Origin of the sequence: Actinophytocola xanthii, from assembly GCF_001921205.1 — a bacterium.
GTDB classification, from domain to species: domain Bacteria; phylum Actinomycetota; class Actinomycetes; order Mycobacteriales; family Pseudonocardiaceae; genus Actinophytocola; species Actinophytocola xanthii.
On sequence record NZ_MSIE01000001.1, the window covers coordinates 72721 to 90658 of the forward strand.

Genomic DNA, 17938 nt, shown 5'->3' on the forward strand with positions numbered 1-17938 from the left:
TCTTCGGTTCTCGCCTCGCGACTACCCGGCGTCCTTGGGCGCAAAACCCCGCACGGCCGGGACCTGCCCGTCGCTCGCGGCGAGACTGATCCCCTCCTCCGGCACAAGTCCGAAATGGACGACCTGGCGGCGCGTCAACAGGTCGGCCGTCCAGTCGAACGCCACCCGCAACCGGTTGCCCGGCATGGCGGCCAGGTGGTAGCCACGCGTGGCCACCTTGGCCGGGAAGCCGCGCAGCGGAACGTGCAGCGGGTCGGCGACGGCCTGGGTGCCGGCGAGGTCGACCACGAAGCCGAGGTCGCGGTGCTTGTACCGCCGGGACCGGCCGACCCCGAGCGAGGCGGCGACGTTGATCCCGGCGACTTTCCCCTGCCGCTGGGCGTGCTGCGCGGTCATCGCGGTGACCTCCCCGGGCTGGGCGAGGTCGGGCACGGCCGCGACGTCGCCGGCGGCGAACACCCTGGGGTGGCCGGAGACGCGGAGGTAGGTGTCGGTGTCGATGCGACCCTTGGTCGAGGGCAGGTTCAGCGGCTCGACCAGGGGGTCCGGACGCACCCCGACGCACCAGGCGACGGTCCTGGTGGGAATGTCGGTGCCGTCGGTGAGCCGGACGCAGGTGTCGGTGACCTCGCTCACGCTGGTCTTCAGGCGGACCTCCACGCCGCGCCGCTCGAGGATCTCCCGTGCCGGACCGGAGAGCCGCTCGCTGAGGTTGGGCAGCAGGCGGTCGGCCATGTCGACGAGGATCCAGCGGATGTCGCCCTCGCTCAGCCCGTGGTGGCGGCGCAGCGCCTGCCGGGTGAGCTCCTTGCCCTGGGCGACCAGCTCGGTGCCGGTGTACCCGGCACCGACGACGACGAACGTGGTGCGCTCCCGCCGCTCGACGGGGTCGTCGGTCTGCTCGGCGAGCTCCAGTTGGCGCAGCACGTGGTCGCGGAGGTAGACGCTCTCCGCGATGGACTTGAACCCCTTGGCGTGCTCGGCGACGCCGGGGATGGAGAGCAGCCGGGTGACGCTGCCGGAGGTGATGACGAGCCGATCCCACTCCAGCTCGGTCGTGCGACCCTCTACGTTGGACACCGTGACCGTCTGGTTCGACAGGTCGATCCCGGTCGCGTTGCCGAGCACCATCCGGGTGCGCCTGAGCTTGGTGCGCAGTGGAATGGCGATCCGCCGGGGGTCGAGGATGCCACCGGCCACCTCGGGCAGCAGCGGGACGTAGAGCATGTAGTCGGTGGGGTTGACCGCGCACAGCTCCGCGGTCTCGGGCGGCAGGCGGCGCTCCAGCGCACGCAGGCAGTAGTACCCGGCGAACCCCGTGCCCACCACGACGACCCTCGGTCGCCGTCGGCCGTCAGTGGTCATATCGTCTCCCTCTCCTCGTGGATCGGGCGCGGACGTACCCGCACCGGGACCCGTCAACCGTCCTCCTCACGCACGTCACACCACCACCGACCAGGTGTTCGAAAAGCGTGTAGCCTCCCTGACATGCGCCCCGGCGTCCAGACCTCCCTCCTCGACGACCTCGACGACGTCGAGGAGGTCGCCCTACGCCCCCTGACGGCCGTCCGGCGCCGCGAGCTGGCCCACGGCGCGTGGGTCGACGTGCTCCCCGGCTGGCTGACCGGCGCGACGACGCTGTTCGAGCGGCTGGTGGAGCGGGTCCCGTGGCAGGCCGAGCGACGCCAGATGTACGACCGGGTGGTGGACGTCCCCCGCCTGCTGCGCTTCTACGGCGAACGGGACGAGCTGCCGGACCCGATCCTGCACAGCGCGCGAGAGGCACTGACCGAGCGTTACCACGCCGAACTCGGCGAGCCGTTCCGGACGGCCGGGCTGTGCTACTACCGCGACGGTCGCGACAGCGTGGCATGGCACGGCGACACGATCGGGAGAGGGAGCACCGAGGACACCATGGTCGCGATCCTGTCGGTCGGGACACCGAGGGCGCTGCTGCTGCGGCCGCGTGGGGGTGGGGAGACGGTGCGGTACGCGCTGGGGCTCGGGGATCTGATCGTGATGGGTGGGTCGTGCCAGCGGACGTGGGAGCACGCGGTTCCGAAGACGGCCAAGCCGGTGGGGGCGAGGATCTCTGTCCAGTTCCGGCCGCGTGGGGTGCGGTGACTGGTTTCCAGGGGTTGCGGGGGGTTTGAGGGCGAAGGATTTGTGCCGAGCTGCGGTCAGTCCGGGGGTAGCGCGTAGGGCCAGCCGTCGTTCCCGGCAGCGGCTGGTTCGAGGATCGGCGCCGTACCCAGGAGCAGGTCAACCGCGCCGTCTGACCGAGGGGGTCAGGAACGGACCAGGCGGGCTATCGCGTCGCTGGCCTCTCGGACCTTCTCGTCGGCGTCCTTGCCGCCGTCGGCCAGGGCCTGGGCCACGCAGTGGCGCAGGTGCTCGTCCATCAGGCCCAGCGACACCGCCTGGAGGGCCTTGGTGGCCGCCGAGATCTGGGTGAGCACGTCGATGCAGTACTCGTCGTTCTCCACCATGCGCTGCAGGCCGCGGATCTGGCCCTCGATGCGGCGCAGGCGCTTCAGGTAGCCGTCCTTGTCGCTGGTGTAACCCCGCATCCGAGTCCCTTTCCCACGTCCCGATCGCCCAACCGCCCAGCATACCCGAGGGGGGTACGTATGCGCACGTCCGCGAGGCGCACCCTACCCGCCGCTGTTAACGTCGGCGGGGGAACCTCGAGGTACGGAACGGGAGCCGATGTTCACCACTCGTCCCGAGCTGGCCGGCACGTTCGGCATGGTCGCGTCCACCCACTGGCTTGCCTCCGCGGCCGGCATGGCGGTCCTCGAGCACGGCGGGAACGCCTTCGACGCCGCCGCTGCCGCCGGGTTCACCCTGCACGTCGTCGAGCCGCACATGAACGGGCCTGGCGGCGAGGTGCCGCTGATCCTCGCACCCGCCGGGCACGAGCCGACCGTGCTCTCCGGGCAGGGCGTCGCCCCCGCGGCCGCCGACGCCGCGCGGTTCCGCGCCGAGGGGCTCGAGCTCGTCCCCGGTACCGGCCTGCTCGCGGCGACCGTGCCCGGCGCGATCGGCGCCTGGCTCACCCTCCTGCGCGACCACGGCACGATGGAGCTCGGCGACATCCTCGGCTACGCGATCGGCTACGCCGAGCGCGGCCACCCCGTCGCCGAGGCGGTCGTCGCCACGATCGGGACCGTGGAGGAGCTGTTCACCAGGTACTGGCCGACCTCGGCACGGCGCTGGCTGCCCGTTCCCCGGCCCGGCGAGCTCGTCACCAACCCGCCGCTCGCGCGGACCTACCTGCGGCTCGTGGCCGAGGCGGTCGGGCCGAGCCGGGAGGCGCGCCTCGACGCCGCGCTCCGCGCCTGGTACGAGGGGTTCGTCGCCGAGGAGATCGACGCCTTCTGCCGCACCGAGCTGCTCGACGACTCCGGTGCCCGCCACGCCGGCCTGCTGACCGGAGCGGACCTCGCCGCCTGGCGACCCACCTACGAGGAGCCGGTCAGCCTGGAGGCGTTCGGCTGGCGGGTGTGCAAGGCCGGCGCGTGGAGCCAGGGGCCCGTGCTGCTCCAGCAGCTCGCGACGCTCGCCGCCGCCGGTGAGCTGCCGCCGCCGGGCAGCGCCGAGCTGATCCACCTGGTCGTGGAGGTGGCGAAGCTGTGCTTCGCCGACCGGGACGCGGCCTACGGCGACCATCCCGACGTGCCGCTGAACCAGCTGCTCTCCCCCGAGTACTCCGCCCGCCGGGCGGCGCTGCTCACCGAGCACGCCGCGGAGCCGCTGCGCCCCGGCCTCGGTCGGCTGCCGCGCTTCGTCACCGAGGGCGACCGGGTCGCGGCGACCGGCCTGGGCATCGGCGAGCCGACGCTGTCCCCGATGGGCACCAACCGGGGCGACACGTGCCACATCGACGCGGTCGACCGCTGGGGCAACGCCGTGTCCGCGACACCCTCCGGTGGCTGGCTGCAGAGTTCGCCCACCATCGAGAGCCTGGGCTTCTGCCTCGGCACGCGGGCGCAGATGTTCTGGCTCGAGGACGGTCTGCCCAACTCGCTCGCCCCCGGCAAGCGCCCGCGCACGACGCTCTCGCCGTCGATGGCCGTACGGGACGGACAGGTCCTGGCGTTCGGCACCCCCGGCGGCGACCAGCAGGACCAGTGGCAGCTCGGGTTCTTCCTCAACCACGCCGCGTACGGCATGAACCTGCAGGAGGCGATCGACGCACCGGTCTGGCACACGGCCGCGTTCGCCAGCTCCTTCTACCCCAGGGCGACCGGAGCCGAACTGGTCATAGAGTCCAGAGTGGACGATTCGGTGCTCGACGAGCTGCGGCGGCGCGGGCACGAGGTCGTGGTGGCCGAGCCCTGGTCGCTCGGCCGGATGTCGGCGATCTCCCGCGACACCGCGACCGGCCTGCTGCGTGCGGCGGCGAACCCGCGGGGGATGCAGGGGTACGCGACCGGCCGCTGACGGCCGGTCTCAGTCAACCGGGGTGAGCACACCGTCGACGCGGCGTGGGACGCCCAGCGGGTTGCCGTCCCGCAGCACGGTCGGCAGCAGGTGCTGGGGCACGTTCTGGTAGGTCACCGGCCGGAGGAACCGCCGCAGGGAGGCGGTGCCCACCGAGGTGTGCGCCGCGGAGGTGGTCGCCGGGTAGGGGCCGCCGTGGTGCATGGCGTAGGTGACGGCGACCCCGGTGGGCCAGCCGTTCCACAGCACCCGGCCGGCGCGCCCGGACAACTCGGCCAGCAGCACGGCGGCGACCGGGTCCTCCCCCTCGCCGTGCACGGTCGCGGTCAGCTCGCCGGTGAACGTCCGCGCGCAGGCCACCAGCTCGTCCTCGCCGGAGTAGGTCACCACGATCGACGTGGGTCCGAAGCACTCGACGGCCAGCTCCGAGCGGTGCGCGAGGAAGTCCGCGGCGCTCACCGCGAGCAGCGTCGGCGCCGGCCCCGCGGCACTGTCGGTGCCGGCGGCCAGCAGGCGGGTCGCGGGGTGGCCGGCGAGGGTGGACAGCGTCCTCGCGTGGCCGTCGGCGACCCGGTCGTTGAGCAGGCGCGCCGTCGGGCGCTCGGCGAGCGCGGCCACCAGCCGCTCCTCCACCGCGGGCCCGGCGGCGGCGGGTAAGAACAGCAGGCCGGGCTTGGTGCAGAACTGCCCGGCGCCGAGGGTGAACGAGGCCAGGTACCCGTCGGCGATCTCCCCGGCCCGGCTGCTGGCGGCGGCCTCGGTGACGAGGACGGGGTTCACGCTGCCCATCTCGGCGTAGAACGGGATCGGGTCCGGGCGCGAGCAGGCCAGGTCGAACAGGGCCCGTCCGGCGGTGTTCGACCCGGTGAAGGCGCCGGCCATGACCCTGGGGTCGAGCACCGCCGCGCGGCCGGCCTCCTCGCCGGTCACCAGGGCGAAGGTTCCCTCCGGCAGCCCCACCTCGCCCAGCGCCTCGGACACCAGTGAGGCGGTGGCGGCGCTCAGCCGGGGGTGGCCGGGGTTCGCCTTGAGCACCACCGGGCAGCCGACCGCGAGCGCGGCCGCGGTGTCGCCGCCGGCCACGCTGAACGCGAACGGGAAGTTGCTGGCCGCGAACACCACGACCGGACCGATGGGGCGCAGCATCCGTCGCAGGTCCGGCCGCCCGCCGGCCGGCCAGTGCGGGTCCGGCGAGTCGAGGGCGACCTCCAGGTAGCCCCCGTCGGCCACGGCCTCGGCGAGCAGCCGAAGCTGGAACGTGGTGCGGCCGAGCTCGCCGACCAGCCGCGGCTCGACCGGCAGCCCGGTCTCGTCGTTGGCCAGCGGCACCAGGTCGCCGACGGCGTCGTCCAGCGCGTCGGCCACGCGGCGCAGGGCACGGGCCCGGACCTCGCCGGAGGTGTCGACGAGCCGCTCGTAGGCACTCGATGCGGCCGCCAGCACGGCGTCGAGCTCCCGCGCGGTGGTGTCCTCGTCGCTCACCCTGGTCATCACCCGACCGTATCTCACGCCAGGTCTCACGCCAGGTCTCACGCCCGGTCTCACGCCAGGTCTCACGCCATTGACGCGGCGAGCCGGCGCAGACCCGGTTCGACCCGGTCGAGCTCGATCGCCCCGTAGCCGATCGCCAGCCCCGGGCGCCCCGGGCCTTCGGCGTGGTACCCGCCGAGGCTCTCGACCGCGACCCCGGCCGCGGTGGCGCGGGCGACCAGCGCGTCGACGTCGACCGGAACACGCAGCCACGCCGCCAGGTGCAGACCCGCCGTGGCGGGCACGACCTCGAGAGTGTCGTGGAAGTCCCGGCGCAGCACCGAGAGCACGCGCTCGTGCCGTGCGGCGTACTCGCGGGTGGCGCGGCGCAGGTGGCGGGAGAACAGGCCTTCGGACAGGAACGCCGCCATGGCGCCCTGCGTCGCGGGGTCGCCCTGCCGGTCGGTCAGCGCCCTGGCCGCGCGGACCGCGGACCGCAGCGACGGCGGCACGACCAGGAAACCCAGGCGCAGCGCGGGAAGCATCGTCTTCGCGAACGACCCGACATAGAGCACCCGACGCCCGCGGTCGAGGCCGTGCAGGGGTTCCAGTGGCCGCTCGGAGAAGCGGAACTCGCTGTCGTAGTCGTCCTCGACCACCACGGCCCGCTGCCGGTGGGCCCACGCCAGCAGCTCGCCGCGCCGGCGCAGCGACATCGGCATGCCGAGCGGGAACTGGTGCGAGGGCGTGGTGTAGACCAGTCGCGTCGCGGACGGGATCGCCGAGACCACAAGGCCTTCGCCGTCCACCGGCACCCCCGTCACCCGCGCGCCGAGTGCGGCGAACACCGCGCGTGCCGGCGGGTAGCCGGGCTCCTCGACCGCGACCCGGTCGCCGGGCCCGACCAGCACGCGACCCAGGACGTCCAGCGCCTGCTGGGCGCCCTGGGTCACCAGCACGTCCTCCGGGTCGGCCAGCACCGAGCGGGACAGCCCGACGTGGCGGGCGATCTCGGCCCGCAGACCGGGGTGCCCGGCCGGATGCCCGTAGGCGGCCGCCTCCGGGGGGAGCTCGCGCAGCTCGCGGCCGACCAGCCGGCGCCACGCGGTCATCGGGAACCGACGCACGTCCGGCACCCCCACCCGGAAGTCGAACTCGGCTACCCGAGTGTCCTCGAAGGACATCATGGGCGTGCGCCAGGCCGGGCGGACGGGAATCGGGTCGGCGTCCGGGGCCGCGGTCACCCCCGTGCGCACCGGCGGCTCGGCGCAGACGAAGGTGCCGGCTCCCACCCGGGCCACCAGAAACCCCTCGGCCGTCAGCCGGTCGTAGGCGGCGGTGACGGTGTTGCGGGACACGGCCAGTCGCCACGCCAGCTCACGGGACGGCGGCACCCGCTCCCCCGGTGCCAGCCGTCCGCTCACGATCGCCTCGTGCAGCTGGCGGTAGATGCTCGCGGCGAGATCACCCGAGCTTGTGAGGCCGACGTGGAACTCCACCGGCAGACCCTACATTGGCTCCTTCTATCGGATCTCGATTGGCACTTCAACGGGTCCAATCGGCGTCGTAGCCTCGACAAGCCACCTCCTCGACCCGAGCGGAGCACGATGCGTCGCCTCGTTCCCCCTGCCGGCCCGGTCCGCGTGCTCGCGGCGGCGCAGCTCGCCGACGCCGTCGGGCTCGGCGGCTACCTCGTCTGCTCCGCCCTCTACTTCACGCGGGTCGTGGGGCTGAGCGCGACCCAGGTCGGGTTCGGGCTGACTGTGGGGTGGGCGGTGGGGCTGCTGGCCGGCGTGCCGCTGGGCCACCTCGCCGACCGCCGCGGGCCGCGCGGGGTGGCGATGGTGCTCGCGGTGGTCGTCGCCACCGCGCTGCTGCTGTTCCTGACCGTCCGCTCGTTCGTGCCGTTCGTCCTGGTGGCGAGCCTGTACGGAGCCGCTCAGTGCGGGCTCGTCGCCGCTCGGCAGGCACTGCTGGCCGCCCTCGTGCCCGCGGCGGAGCGGACCGCGGTCCGGGCCGTGCTCCAGGTCGTGATCAACGGCGGCCTCGCCGTGGGTGGGGCCTTCGGCGGGCTGGCCCTGCACCTGGACAGCGCACCCGCCTACCTGACGGTGCTCGCGGTGGACGCGCTCGGCGTCCTGGCCTCGGCCGCACTGCTGAGCAGCCTGCCCCCGGTGCCCGCGACACCCCGCGCGCCGGCCGGCCAACCGGCGCCGACGGTACTGCGCGACCGACCCTATGTGCTGCTCACCGCACTGAACATGGTGCTGCAACTGCACATTCCCCTGATCACGCTCGCGACTCCACTGTGGATTATCGAGCACACCGCCGCTCCGAGGTGGACTGTCGCGGTGCTGCTCGTGCTCAACACCGCCTCGGTCGTGCTGTTCCAGGTCCGGGTCGCCCGGCGGGTGCATGACCTGGAGAGCGCGGGCCGGCAGGTGCGGGGCGCGGGGGTGTTCCTGCTGCTCGCCTGCGCGGCGTTCGCCGCATCGGCCGCCGGCTCCTCACCGTGGGTGGCGCTGGTCGTCCTGGTCGTCGCGGCCGCACTGCAGGTGGTGGCAGAGATGATGCAGGCGAGCGGCGCCTGGCAGATCAGCTTCGACCTCGCACCCCCCGGCCGGCACGGTCAGTACCAGGGTTTTTTCGGATCGGGCTTCGCGGTCGCGCGGATGCTCGGCCCGCTGCTGCTCGCCACGCTCGTCCTCGAGGGCGGTACCGCGGGTTGGCTGCTGCTGGGAGCCGCGTTCCTGTCGGCCGGAGTCGCGACGGTGCCGGCGGTGCGGATGGCCGCACCGACGGCGACACCTCCGCGTCGTTGATCGTCTAGGCTGCCCCTGACGGACGGGGGCTGATCATGGACGACGAGGCGGCGACGGCACGCGAGACCGGTGTGGACACCTCACCTGGTGAGCCGCGACCACTCGCCGCCGAACGCCCAGCGGTGACCGACCGGATCGTGTTCGGCGTCGCCGCCGCGCTCGCCGTCGTGTTCCTCGCGTGGGGGGTTCTCGGCACCGACTCGATGGTCGAGGTGTCCGCGAGCATCCTCAACGACGGCGTCATCCCCTACGGCGGCTGGGCCTTCGTGCTCGTCGCGAGCGGGTTCGTGCTGTTCGCCTTGGGGTTGGCGATCAGCCGCTACGGCCGGATCCCGCTCGGGGCGGACCGGGAGCGGCCGGAGTTCCGCACGGTGTCCTGGATCGCGATGATGTTCAGCGCGGGCATGGGGATCGGGCTGATGTTCTTCGGCGTAGCCGAGCCGGTCACCCACCTGATGAGCCCGCCGCCGGGCACCGCGGCGCCCGCGTCGGACGAGGCCGTGCACACCGCGATGGCGACGACGTTGTTCCACTGGACAGTGCACCCGTGGGCGATCTACGCGGTCGTCGGTCTGGCGCTGGCGTACAGCACGTTCCGGCGCGGACGGCGCAAGCTGTTCAGCGCGGTGTTCGCGCCGCTGCTCGGGCAGCGCCGGTCGGCGGGGCCGCTGGGCAGGGCGATCGACGTCATGGCGATCTTCGCGACGCTGTTCGGGTCGGCGGCGTCGCTGGGCCTCGGCGCGCTCCAGGTCGGCGAGGGGATGAGGTACGTCGGCTGGGTCGACGAGCCGGGCACCCTGCTGCTGGTCGCCATCATCGCCGTGCTGACGATGGCGTTCGTGGCCTCCGCGGTGTCCGGTGTGGCCAGGGGGATCCAGTGGCTGTCGAACACCAACATGGTGCTCGCGGCGGTGCTGGCGTTCTTCGTGCTCGTGGTGGGTCCGACGGTGCTGGTCCTGAACCTGGTGCCCGGCGCGATCGGCGACTACGTCAGGGAGTTCGCCACGATGTCCGGCCGCAGCGGCACGACCGGCGGCGAGGAGATGCGGGCCTGGCTCGGCGGTTGGACGATCTTCTACTGGGCGTGGTGGATCTCGTGGACGCCGTTCGTGGGGATGTTCATCGCGCGGATCAGCCGCGGCCGGTCGATCCGGCAGTTCGTGGCCGGCGTGATCCTGGTGCCGAGCGTGGTGAGCCTGTTCTGGTTCGCGGTCTTCGGCGGCGCGGCGATCCAGGAGCAGCGGGACGCGCTGGCGGCCCAGGGCCTGACCTCCGCCGAGATCGCGGAGCGCAGTGCCGCCGGCACCCTGTCCGAGGTGTACGACGCCGGTTCGTGGGTGTACAACCCGGACGGCACCTCGCAGGCGATGACGTTCGCGTTCCTGGAACAGCTCCCGCTGTCCACTGTGGCCGCCGTCCTGGTGGTCATCCTGGTGTCGATCTTCTTCGTCTCCGGCGCCGACGCCGCCTCGGTGGTCATGGGCACCCTCTCCCAGGGCGGCTCGGTCCACCCGACGCGGCCGGTCGTGGTCTTCTGGGGCGTGCTCATGGGTGCCGTGGCCGCGGTGATGCTGCTCGCCGGCGACGGCAGCGGCAACGCGCTGACCGGCCTACAGAACCTCACGATCATCGTCGCGGCCCCGTTCGCCCTCGTGATGATCGGGCTGTGCTGGTCCCTGTGGCGCGACCTCCGAACCGACCCGCTTGTCCTGCGCGAGAACGAGATGCTCAGACAACTGCGCTCCTGAGCGGGGGGGTCGGGTCGGCGAGGAGGTGGTCCTGTAGCCGGGCGTGGCGGAACTGGTAGACCGCCCCGGTCTGCCGGAGCACGCCCCGCTGGTAGGCGTCGGTGAGGAACGCCTGGACCCGCCAGGGGAGGCGGCCGGTCAGCGGCAGCCATCCCCGCACCAGAACCAGCCAGTAGGCCCAGGCGCTGATCGCACGGACGCCTGTCGTCATCCCCACGACCACGACCATGACCGCGGTGATGAGGTCGTCCCCTTCCCCGTAGGAAAGCGACAACCAGAACTCGCGTTCACCCATCCAGTACCAGATCCCGCCCACGGGCAGGACCATGAGCCAGACCGCGAGCACCTTGCGGACGGTGTTGCGCCGGTCCCGGGCCAGCGAGTCCGCCGCCCTGACCGCATCGGCCGCGTTGAGCGGCGCCTCGAGCCCGAACGTGGCCGCGGCCACGAGTCCGAACGCGAGCGCACCCAGCAGCCCGCCCACGAGCAGTTGTTGTACCGCCACAGCGACGACCGGTCCCGTGAAGCCGCCACCGGCCGCGTCGTACACCGCGAGCGACCAGAACCAGAGCGCGACCACGATCACCAGCCCGGCCACGTACCCGAGCACGAACCTACTGGCGATGAACCGGGCTCGGCCGCGGAGCTGGAGGCGGGTACCGGTCGGCCGGGGTCCCGTGGTCCGGTCCCCGACCAACACGGCGACGAGCCCGGCCGCGGCCCCGATCGGCAACCCGTACTTGAGCCCGTAGAAGAACAACGCCGGGATCGACACCGACGGATACCACGGGCCGTGCGGGAGCTGGCTCAGGAGAACCAAGATCAGCAGGAACACGAACACGAACACGAGCGCGACCGCGAACCCGACCGTGAGCGCGACGGTCGCCTTGCCGCGCCGGCGCCCACCGCGGCTCCTTCTGGTCAGCCGCACCGTCAGGGCGACCGTCACCCCACTCGCCGCGGCGGCCGCGAGCCCGAACGAAAGCCAGTAGCTGAGCGGGGACATGGTCCCGCTCATGAGTCTGGGTGCGAGCCCGACCGCGAACCCGATCAGGAGACCGTCCAGGAGCGCGAAGAGGCGGGTCCGGACGCGTCGGGGGACGGTGTCGCGGAGCTGCCACCAGGCCAGGTCGCGCGTGCCCGCCTCGCGGAGGTGACCGGCGAGGTAGGCCAGGTAGTGGCGAGCGCGGTCGGCCGGCCAACGAGGGGTGCGCCCGGGTCGGTCGTCCTGGTAGACGGCGGGGACGAACGCGGCCAGCAGGTGGTCCCGCACGGCCGCCGCGGTGGGGAACCGGTCGGTGGCGAGCAGCTCCGCGGGGTCGCGGCCCGGGGTGTCGCTGTAGATCGTGCGGGCCAGGAACACCATCAGCGGGTTGGTCAGCACCTGGCACAGCGCGGCCGGACCGGGCGCGTGCGGCTCGGTGCGCATCCGCTCCAGGACCGGGTCCCAGAGCCCGGTGCGGTCGCCGGCGGTGGTGCGGGGCAGGTAGTCGTGCAGATCGTCGAGGGACAGGTCGTCGAGCTCGACGACGGCGGCCGCGGTGAGCGCGTCCACCCCGCGCACCGCGGCGGCGTACTCGGCGGTGCGGCTGGTGATCACCGCCGGGGCGTCGGGGCTGGCGTTGAGCCGGCGCAACGCGGCCTGGTGCAACCCCACGTCGAGCTCGTCGAAGCCGTCGAGGACGGGCAGGACCCGGCCGGCGTCGATCAGCGCACCGGCCCGCGTCGGCCCACCCCGCGCGACGGGGACGGCCAGACCGGGATGGTCGCGGGTGATCTGCTCGGCGAGCCAGCCGTGCAGCGGCGTGGTTTCGGGGTTCCAGGAGCCGGCGCTGACGATGACCGGCACCGGCTGGCCGGGTCCGCGGGCGTCGAGGAGGTCCAACGCCAGGCGGCCGGCGAGCACGGTCTTCCCGGCACCGGCCGGGCCCAGGATCACCAGCCGGCCGGACGGGATGCTCCGGTAGACCTGCTCGAGGTGCTCGACCCGGCCGGCCAGGGCGAGGGGCTCGCCGGTGGCGCCCGCCGGCAGGCGACGGACGTTGGCCCAGTGGTCCGCCAGCTCGGGGGCGGCCGGATGCCAGCGCACCGGCAACGCGACCGGGTCGTGGACCCGGCGGTGGGCCTCCTCCTGCCGCCACAGTTTCCGGACGCCCTGCGCCAGGCCCTCGGTCCACTCGTCGATGCGCGAGGACCACCCGGGGGCGTTGAGGACGACATCGCCGACGATCGAGCCGACCTGAAGCAGGGGACCGTGGACGACACCACTGGCCTCGTTGTGCGTTGTCGGAGAACCACGCTCGGACACGCCGTCGTCGCGCACGGTGCACACGATTCCAGACGACCGGCATCACGGCCACCGAGGCCGTTGTCCCGGCCGGGTCAGGCGATCACGCGGCGGATGACCGTGATGGGGCCGATCGCGTCGATAGGGGCGATCTTGACGGTCTCGCCGAAGCTGGGGGCGTGGACGGCCCTCGTACTGTCGACGGCGATGGCGACGTGGTGTACCGGCTGGAAGTAGAAGATCAGGTCCCCCGGCCGGACGTTCGACCGCGGCACGGCCCGCCCCACCAGGGCCTGCTGCCGCGACACCCGCGGCATCGTCACCCCGGCCTGCCGGAACGCGGTCTGCACGAGGCCCGAACAGTCGTAGGAGTCCGGCCCGACCGCACCCCACAGGTAGGGCTTGCCCCGCTGTGCCAGCGCAAACTCCAGCATCCCGCCGACATCCCCGCCGGGGACGACGACGTCGCTGCCGTAGTCCTCCACCCCGGCCAGCAACGACCGCTGCTCCGGCGTCAGGTTGTCCAGCGCCGTGCGGACCTCCCTGATCTGCCGGTCGAGGTCGCTGCGACGGCGTTGGACGTCGGCGGCGCTCGCGGCGACCTTGGCCTCCGCCTGCTCGGCGGCCGTCTCCGCCGCCCTCGCCGTCCGCTCGGCCTGCTCGGCGCGGGCCAGCACCGCGTCGTCCGCCGGGTCGCCGCCGGTCAGCCGGGTCGTCAGCGTGACGCCCTCGAGGCGGCCGAGCAGGTCGGTCGGGCTGGTGCTGTCCGCCAGTGCCGAGAGGGAGTCCAGGCCCCGCCGGGCTGTCATCATCTCGGCCACCCGGTCCAGGTCCTGCACCGAGTTCGCCCGGCGGAGCGCCTCGTCGGCCGCCTCCTTGGCGTCGTCGGCGGCGGCCTTGGCCGCGGCGGAGGCACGCTGCTGGTTCGCCAGGGACTCCTGGACGATCAGCAGCTCCTCGTTGACCCGTTCGGCCTCCTTGCTCAGGTCGTGGTAGTGCGCGAGCAGACCGGCGACGGTCGTCGGCTGGGCCGCGGACGACCCGGGCGCCACGAGCAGCGTCGCGACGAGCACCACGGCGACGCCCAGGGAAGCGCCCGACGAGGTACCGCCCAAGAAGGCTAAGCGACCGCGCACCCCACCACTCCCCGACTCGTCGTTCCCGCCACACCATCATTGTTCAACATCGACGGTGTCCGCGGTCCGTTTGGGACCTACCGCGCACCAACGTCTGCACCAACGGACGGTAGGCGAGTACGGATAACGCGACCGTTAGGGCGCGTCCGCACAGTCCCGGTCGATGGGCTTCGTGATCCAGGTCGTCGCTGGCAAGGCGGAGGGCAGGCCTCGTACCGGGTCGTACTCGGCCTGTCCCGACAACGCCGCCAGCGGCGAACTGGGCGCGAAGACCGCGACCGAGGGCTGTGCGGACGTGCCCTAGGGTCTGGGGGTGAGCACGGGCATCCTCTCCGCGGTCAGCGACCTGCACGTCTCCTACGCCGAGAACCGCGAGGTGGTCAACGACCTGCGGCCGACCTCCGAGGCCGACTGGCTGCTGGTCGCCGGCGACGTGGCCGAGCGGTTCGCGAGCGTCGAGTGGGCGCTGGGCACCCTGCGCGAGCGGTGGTCCACGGTGATCTGGGTGCCGGGCAACCACGAGCTGTGGACCCCGCCGGACGACCCGGTAACCCTGCGCGGCGTCGAGCGCTACCAGGCGTTGGTCGAGATGTGCCGCCGCCTCGACATCGTGACGCCCGAGGACCCGTACCCGACGTGGGAGGGCCCGGACGGCCCGGTGACCATCGCGCCGCTGTTCACGCTCTACGACTACACCTTCCGCCCGCCCGGCTGCGCCACCAAGGCCGAGGGGCTCGCCTACGCCCACCGCACGGGCGTGGTCTGCACCGACGAGTACCTGCTGCACCCCGACCCCTACCCCACCCGCGACGACTGGTGCCGCGCCCGGATCGAGGAGACCGGCCGCCGCCTCGACGCGCTCCCCGAGGACGTGCCCACGGTCCTGGTCAACCACTACCCGCTGGTCCGCACGCCCACCGACGTGCTGCGCTACCCCGAGTTCGCGCAGTGGTGCGGCACCGAGCTGACCGCGTCCTGGCACACCCGATACCACGCGGCGGTCATGGTCTACGGCCACCTGCACATCCCCCGGACCACCCACTACGACGGCGTGCGCTTCGAGGAGGTCTCGCTCGGCTACCCGCGGGAGTGGAAGCCGCGCCAGCGCCCGCACGGCCTCCCCCGCACCATCCTGCCGGTGTAGGACGCGCCCTAGCCGCGGCGGTCCGGGCGGTGGGTGCGCTGCCAGAAGGTCGGCCAGTCCTCGCCCGCCAGTAGGGCCCTCGGGGCGCACAGGCCCCGAGCGGCCACCTGGCGGTCGAACAGCTCCACCCGCGCGGCCAGCTCCGCCGCCGCCGGCAGGGCCCTGCGCCACGGACCGTTGTCGTCACGCAGGTCGCTCGGCGGGAAGCCCGGCACCTCGGTGGTCCCCGGCGCGGTCAGCGGGGTCACCTCCTCCCCCGGCGAGGAGTCGCACGTGGTCCTGACGACCAGGGCGCACACCAGCTCCGGAGACGGGTGCTCGGCGACGGACCGGAGCAGGGTCCCGTCCATCGCCAGGGTGCCCAGCGCCGCGCGCAGGGACCGCGCCAGCACGTCCAGCCCGCGGGCCGGGGCGATGTCCGGCTGGCGGACCAGGATGCGGAGGGCGCGCGGGAGCGGCGCGTCGACGGTCAGCCGCGCCAGCTGGGGGTCCGGGCCGAGCCCGGTGACCGCCGCGGTCAGGGGGCGGGTGGCGGTGGCCTGCCAGAGGGTTCGCGCGGTCAGGCCGGTGGACATGGCCCGGCGGAGCAGGTCGGCCAGCTCGGTGCGGGACAGGCGGTTCAGGGCGGTCACCGCCGCTTCCGGGGTGGGGTCGGCCCGGTGGCCCAGGGCGTCCGCGAGGGCCAGGTAGGTCCGCCGCGCGTCGGCGGCGGCGGTCAACGTCCGCGCCACCTCGGTGGCCAGGGCGCCGCGCGTCTCGGTCGTCAGGGCAGGCGTCCGGCGGGTGGGTCGGCGGTGGGAGGTGTTCCTGGACCGCGGGGGCGGCACCGGCGGCGCCGGTTCGACAACCGGGGGCCGCGCGGTCGTCGGCAGGCTCCGCGCCCAGCGTTCGACGTGCTCACGCAGGGATGCCGCGAGGGGTTCGTTGAAGCGGCCCTTGAGTTCCTCGACGTGCCAACCTCCGAACCTGCGGCGGATGTCCACGTTCGCGGCGATCCTGCCCCCGGGCTCGTCGCGCAGCGCCATCAGGACGTACTTCCCGGCGCGGGCGCCCTCGACGTACCACGGTTGGCCTATGCAGTTGCCCATGTAGTTGGCCCAGCCGACCACCTGCCTCGCGGTCCGGCCCAGCTCCACGACCAGGTCGGTCCCCGGAACCGCGCGCCCGTCCCACTCCGCGACCTCGGGCGGGAGGGGAAACCGGTCGGTGTCGGCCTGCACGACCCCCGTGTCGGCCAACACCGCGTCGACCAGCTCGCCCCAGCTGCCGCAGCGGGCGGGTGGGGTGCCGCCGAACGCGACCAGCTGGGCCACACCGGCGGCGGCGAGCGGCACCGTCTCGACGCTCGGGCGGGTCGGGTCCGGCTCCGGTGGCGTGTCGTACCTCAGGTCGAGCGAGGTCGGTTCGTAGATCACCCTGGCGCTCTGGTTGCCGTAGAACGGGGCCAGGGCGTCGGCCAGGTCGCACAACCACAGCAGGTCGTGCGGGGCCTCCAGCTCGACCGGGCTCCTGTCCGGCTCGGCGGCGGTTCGCCGTGCCAGCGTCTGGTTCGGAGCGTCCGCGTGCCGGTCCGGCAGCGGTGGCTGCTCCCAGTCGCCCGGGGTCCGGCGAAAACCCGAGACCTCGCGCCACCGCCGCAGCGCGGGCACCTGCCAGGGGCCGCCGTGGAAGTCGGACAACGGCTCCCTCTCGACCCTCCGGGTGGCCAGTCGCGCCGTGGCCAGGACCACGAGGCCGTAGTTGCGTGCCAGGGCGACCCGCTCGCGCACGTAGGCCTCGGTGCTCGGGCTGACGGGCTGGTCGGGACGCAACACCGTGCAGAGGTCGTGGACGTAGCGGCCCGGACGTGCCGGATGGTCGTACGCGCCCTCGACCCGGCGCCCTGCCGCCCTCCACTCCGCCTTGCTCAGGCAGGCGTCGGCCGCGTCGAGCTCCTCGCGGTGGCGCCGCGCGGCCACCGCGAAGCCCTCGTCGGACATGGTTCTGGCGAACCGCAGCAGCGCGGTCGCCGCGATCGCGTCGTTCACCAGCCGAGTCAGCTCCCAGGCGGGCCACCAGGCCGGCGGCCTCCACCGGGCCACCTCGGCGATCCGGATGGGATCCTGCAGGCTCCGGCGCACGTCCCGCGCGAGCGGCTCGTCGAAGTGGTCGTCGTAGCGCTCGCGGAGCCGCTCGAGCTGGTCGACGCCGGTCTGTGCGGCGACCAGCGCCGCCAGCCGCCGCTCGGCGAGCAGGTGACCGCACACGTGCTCCCACAGGCTGACCACCAGGGTCAGCCGCCGGGGGCGCGGAAAACCGGACAGCACAGCGGAAAGGTGGTGGGACAGTGTGGACGCCGCGCCCCGCGGGAACGGGTCGGTCCCCTCCGGGGCACGCAGCTCGAGCACCCGCTCCAGCTGTTCCGGGCCGAGCAGGTCGGACACCGCGGACGCCAGTTGCAGCGCCCCCCACTGTTCCTGTGCCATGGCGGTCGCCGCGGCCGCGCCAACCCGTTTGGTCGCCGACAACCCGAACAGCGCCACCAGGACGCTCGTGCGGTCGCCCAGCCGGTCTGTCGCATGCGGACCGAGAAACCTCGCCGCCGCGAGCAGCGCGTCGCGGCGGTCGCCGGCGGCACCGTCGAGACGGGCCGACGTGAAGCCGCCTCCCAAGTGGACGCCCGCCCCCGCGGCCACCTCGGTTCCCCCTGCCACCAACAGAACCAGCTGCCCGACAGCCGCCCCGGGGTCCGCGCCGGCCGGGCCGACGACCACCGGCGCACCGGGCGGGTGGACGCCGGCCGGGCCGTCGACAGGCACGGGGTCACCGCCCGGGGCCGCCCGCCAGCAGCGCATCCCCGGTTCGGTCACCACTCCGAAAGCCAGTCGCGTAGACACGCCTTCCAG

At 73.4% G+C, this 17938-nt stretch carries 13 protein-coding genes; 6 read left to right on the forward strand and 7 right to left on the reverse strand.

Annotated elements, in window-relative coordinates; genetic code table 11:
• Positions 1-21: 21 nt before the first annotated feature.
• Complete coding sequence (locus BU204_RS00405) at positions 22-1365, reverse strand: NAD(P)/FAD-dependent oxidoreductase (RefSeq protein ID WP_075123458.1); 1344 nt, start codon at positions 1363-1365, stop codon at positions 22-24.
• Between the two features lie 123 nt (positions 1366-1488).
• On the opposite strand from BU204_RS00405, the gene BU204_RS00410 reads away from it, so the two are divergent.
• On the forward strand, positions 1489-2124 hold the full coding sequence (locus BU204_RS00410; protein WP_075123459.1) for an alpha-ketoglutarate-dependent dioxygenase AlkB: 636 nt from the start codon (positions 1489-1491) through the stop codon (positions 2122-2124).
• 164 nt (positions 2125-2288) lie between these two features.
• On the opposite strand, the gene BU204_RS00415 is transcribed toward BU204_RS00410, so the two are convergent.
• Positions 2289-2570 carry a metal-sensitive transcriptional regulator gene (locus BU204_RS00415; protein ID WP_075123460.1) on the reverse strand — a complete coding sequence of 94 codons (282 nt, stop codon included), beginning with the start codon at positions 2568-2570 and terminating at the stop codon, positions 2289-2291.
• A 139-nt stretch (positions 2571-2709) separates the two neighbouring features.
• On the opposite strand from BU204_RS00415, the gene BU204_RS00420 reads away from it, so the two are divergent.
• Positions 2710-4446 carry a gamma-glutamyltransferase family protein gene (locus BU204_RS00420; RefSeq protein ID WP_075123461.1) on the forward strand — a complete coding sequence of 579 codons (1737 nt, stop codon included), beginning with the start codon at positions 2710-2712 and terminating at the stop codon, positions 4444-4446.
• Positions 4447-4455: 9 nt separating this feature from the next.
• Here the strand turns inward: BU204_RS00420 and BU204_RS00425 are convergent, their stop codons facing one another.
• Both BU204_RS00425 and pdxR read right to left on the reverse strand, forming a co-directional pair.
• Positions 4456-5937 carry an aldehyde dehydrogenase (NADP(+)) gene (locus BU204_RS00425; protein WP_075123462.1) on the reverse strand — a complete coding sequence of 494 codons (1482 nt, stop codon included), beginning with the start codon at positions 5935-5937 and terminating at the stop codon, positions 4456-4458.
• Positions 5938-5999: 62 nt separating this feature from the next.
• Positions 6000-7415 (reverse strand): MocR-like pyridoxine biosynthesis transcription factor PdxR, encoded by a 1416-nt coding sequence (pdxR, locus tag BU204_RS00430; protein ID WP_075123463.1) that lies wholly within the window; start codon positions 7413-7415, stop codon positions 6000-6002.
• Positions 7416-7523: 108 nt separating this feature from the next.
• On the opposite strand from pdxR, the gene BU204_RS00435 reads away from it, so the two are divergent.
• Positions 7524-8738 (forward strand): MFS transporter, encoded by a 1215-nt coding sequence (locus tag BU204_RS00435; RefSeq protein WP_075123464.1) that lies wholly within the window; start codon positions 7524-7526, stop codon positions 8736-8738.
• A gap of 35 nt (positions 8739-8773) precedes the next feature.
• Positions 8774-10486: a BCCT family transporter gene (locus tag BU204_RS00440; RefSeq protein ID WP_083660884.1), complete on the forward strand. Its 1713-nt coding sequence runs from the start codon at positions 8774-8776 to the stop codon at positions 10484-10486.
• On the opposite strand, the gene BU204_RS00445 is transcribed toward BU204_RS00440, so the two are convergent.
• Both BU204_RS00445 and BU204_RS00450 read right to left on the reverse strand, forming a co-directional pair.
• Positions 10467-12809, reverse strand: coding sequence for an NACHT domain-containing protein (locus BU204_RS00445; protein ID WP_143229223.1), 2343 nt, complete (start codon positions 12807-12809; stop codon positions 10467-10469). The two genes, BU204_RS00440 and BU204_RS00445, sit on opposite strands and share 20 nt — an antisense overlap.
• 59 nt (positions 12810-12868) lie before the next feature.
• The gene (locus tag BU204_RS00450; protein WP_143229224.1) at positions 12869-13909 is read right to left on the reverse strand and encodes a C40 family peptidase; all 1041 of its coding nucleotides are present in this window, start codon (positions 13907-13909) and stop codon (positions 12869-12871) included.
• 163 nt (positions 13910-14072) lie between these two features.
• Here BU204_RS00450 and BU204_RS39845 point away from each other — a divergent pair, with 163 nt between their 5' ends.
• Together BU204_RS39845 and BU204_RS00455 are read left to right on the forward strand one after the other, a co-directional pair.
• Positions 14073-14213, forward strand: a complete 141-nt coding sequence (locus BU204_RS39845) for a hypothetical protein (protein ID WP_158073376.1) — start codon at positions 14073-14075, stop codon at positions 14211-14213.
• 9 nt (positions 14214-14222) lie between these two features.
• The gene (locus BU204_RS00455; RefSeq protein ID WP_075123467.1) at positions 14223-15053 is read left to right on the forward strand and encodes a metallophosphoesterase family protein; all 831 of its coding nucleotides are present in this window, start codon (positions 14223-14225) and stop codon (positions 15051-15053) included.
• Between the two features lie 8 nt (positions 15054-15061).
• Here BU204_RS00455 and BU204_RS00460 read toward each other — a convergent pair whose 3' ends face one another.
• Positions 15062-17929: a hypothetical protein gene (locus BU204_RS00460; RefSeq protein ID WP_143229226.1), complete on the reverse strand. Its 2868-nt coding sequence runs from the start codon at positions 17927-17929 to the stop codon at positions 15062-15064.
• Positions 17930-17938 lie beyond the last annotated feature (9 nt).

Bases quoted from the DNA above. Each gene is read 5' to 3' on its own strand.
- BU204_RS00405 (WP_075123458.1), bottom strand. From the start codon at position 1,365: ATGACCACTGACGGCCGACGGCGACCGAGGGTCGTCGTGGTGGGCACG.
- BU204_RS00410 (WP_075123459.1), top strand. From the start codon at position 1,489: ATGCGCCCCGGCGTCCAGACCTCCCTCCTCGACGACCTCGACGACGTC.
- BU204_RS00415 (WP_075123460.1), bottom strand. From the start codon at position 2,570: ATGCGGGGTTACACCAGCGACAAGGACGGCTACCTGAAGCGCCTGCGC.
- BU204_RS00420 (WP_075123461.1), top strand. From the start codon at position 2,710: ATGTTCACCACTCGTCCCGAGCTGGCCGGCACGTTCGGCATGGTCGCG.
- BU204_RS00425 (WP_075123462.1), bottom strand. From the start codon at position 5,937: ATGACCAGGGTGAGCGACGAGGACACCACCGCGCGGGAGCTCGACGCC.
- BU204_RS00435 (WP_075123464.1), top strand. From the start codon at position 7,524: ATGCGTCGCCTCGTTCCCCCTGCCGGCCCGGTCCGCGTGCTCGCGGCG.
- BU204_RS00440 (WP_083660884.1), top strand. From the start codon at position 8,774: ATGGACGACGAGGCGGCGACGGCACGCGAGACCGGTGTGGACACCTCA.
- BU204_RS39845 (WP_158073376.1), top strand. From the start codon at position 14,073: ATGGGCTTCGTGATCCAGGTCGTCGCTGGCAAGGCGGAGGGCAGGCCT.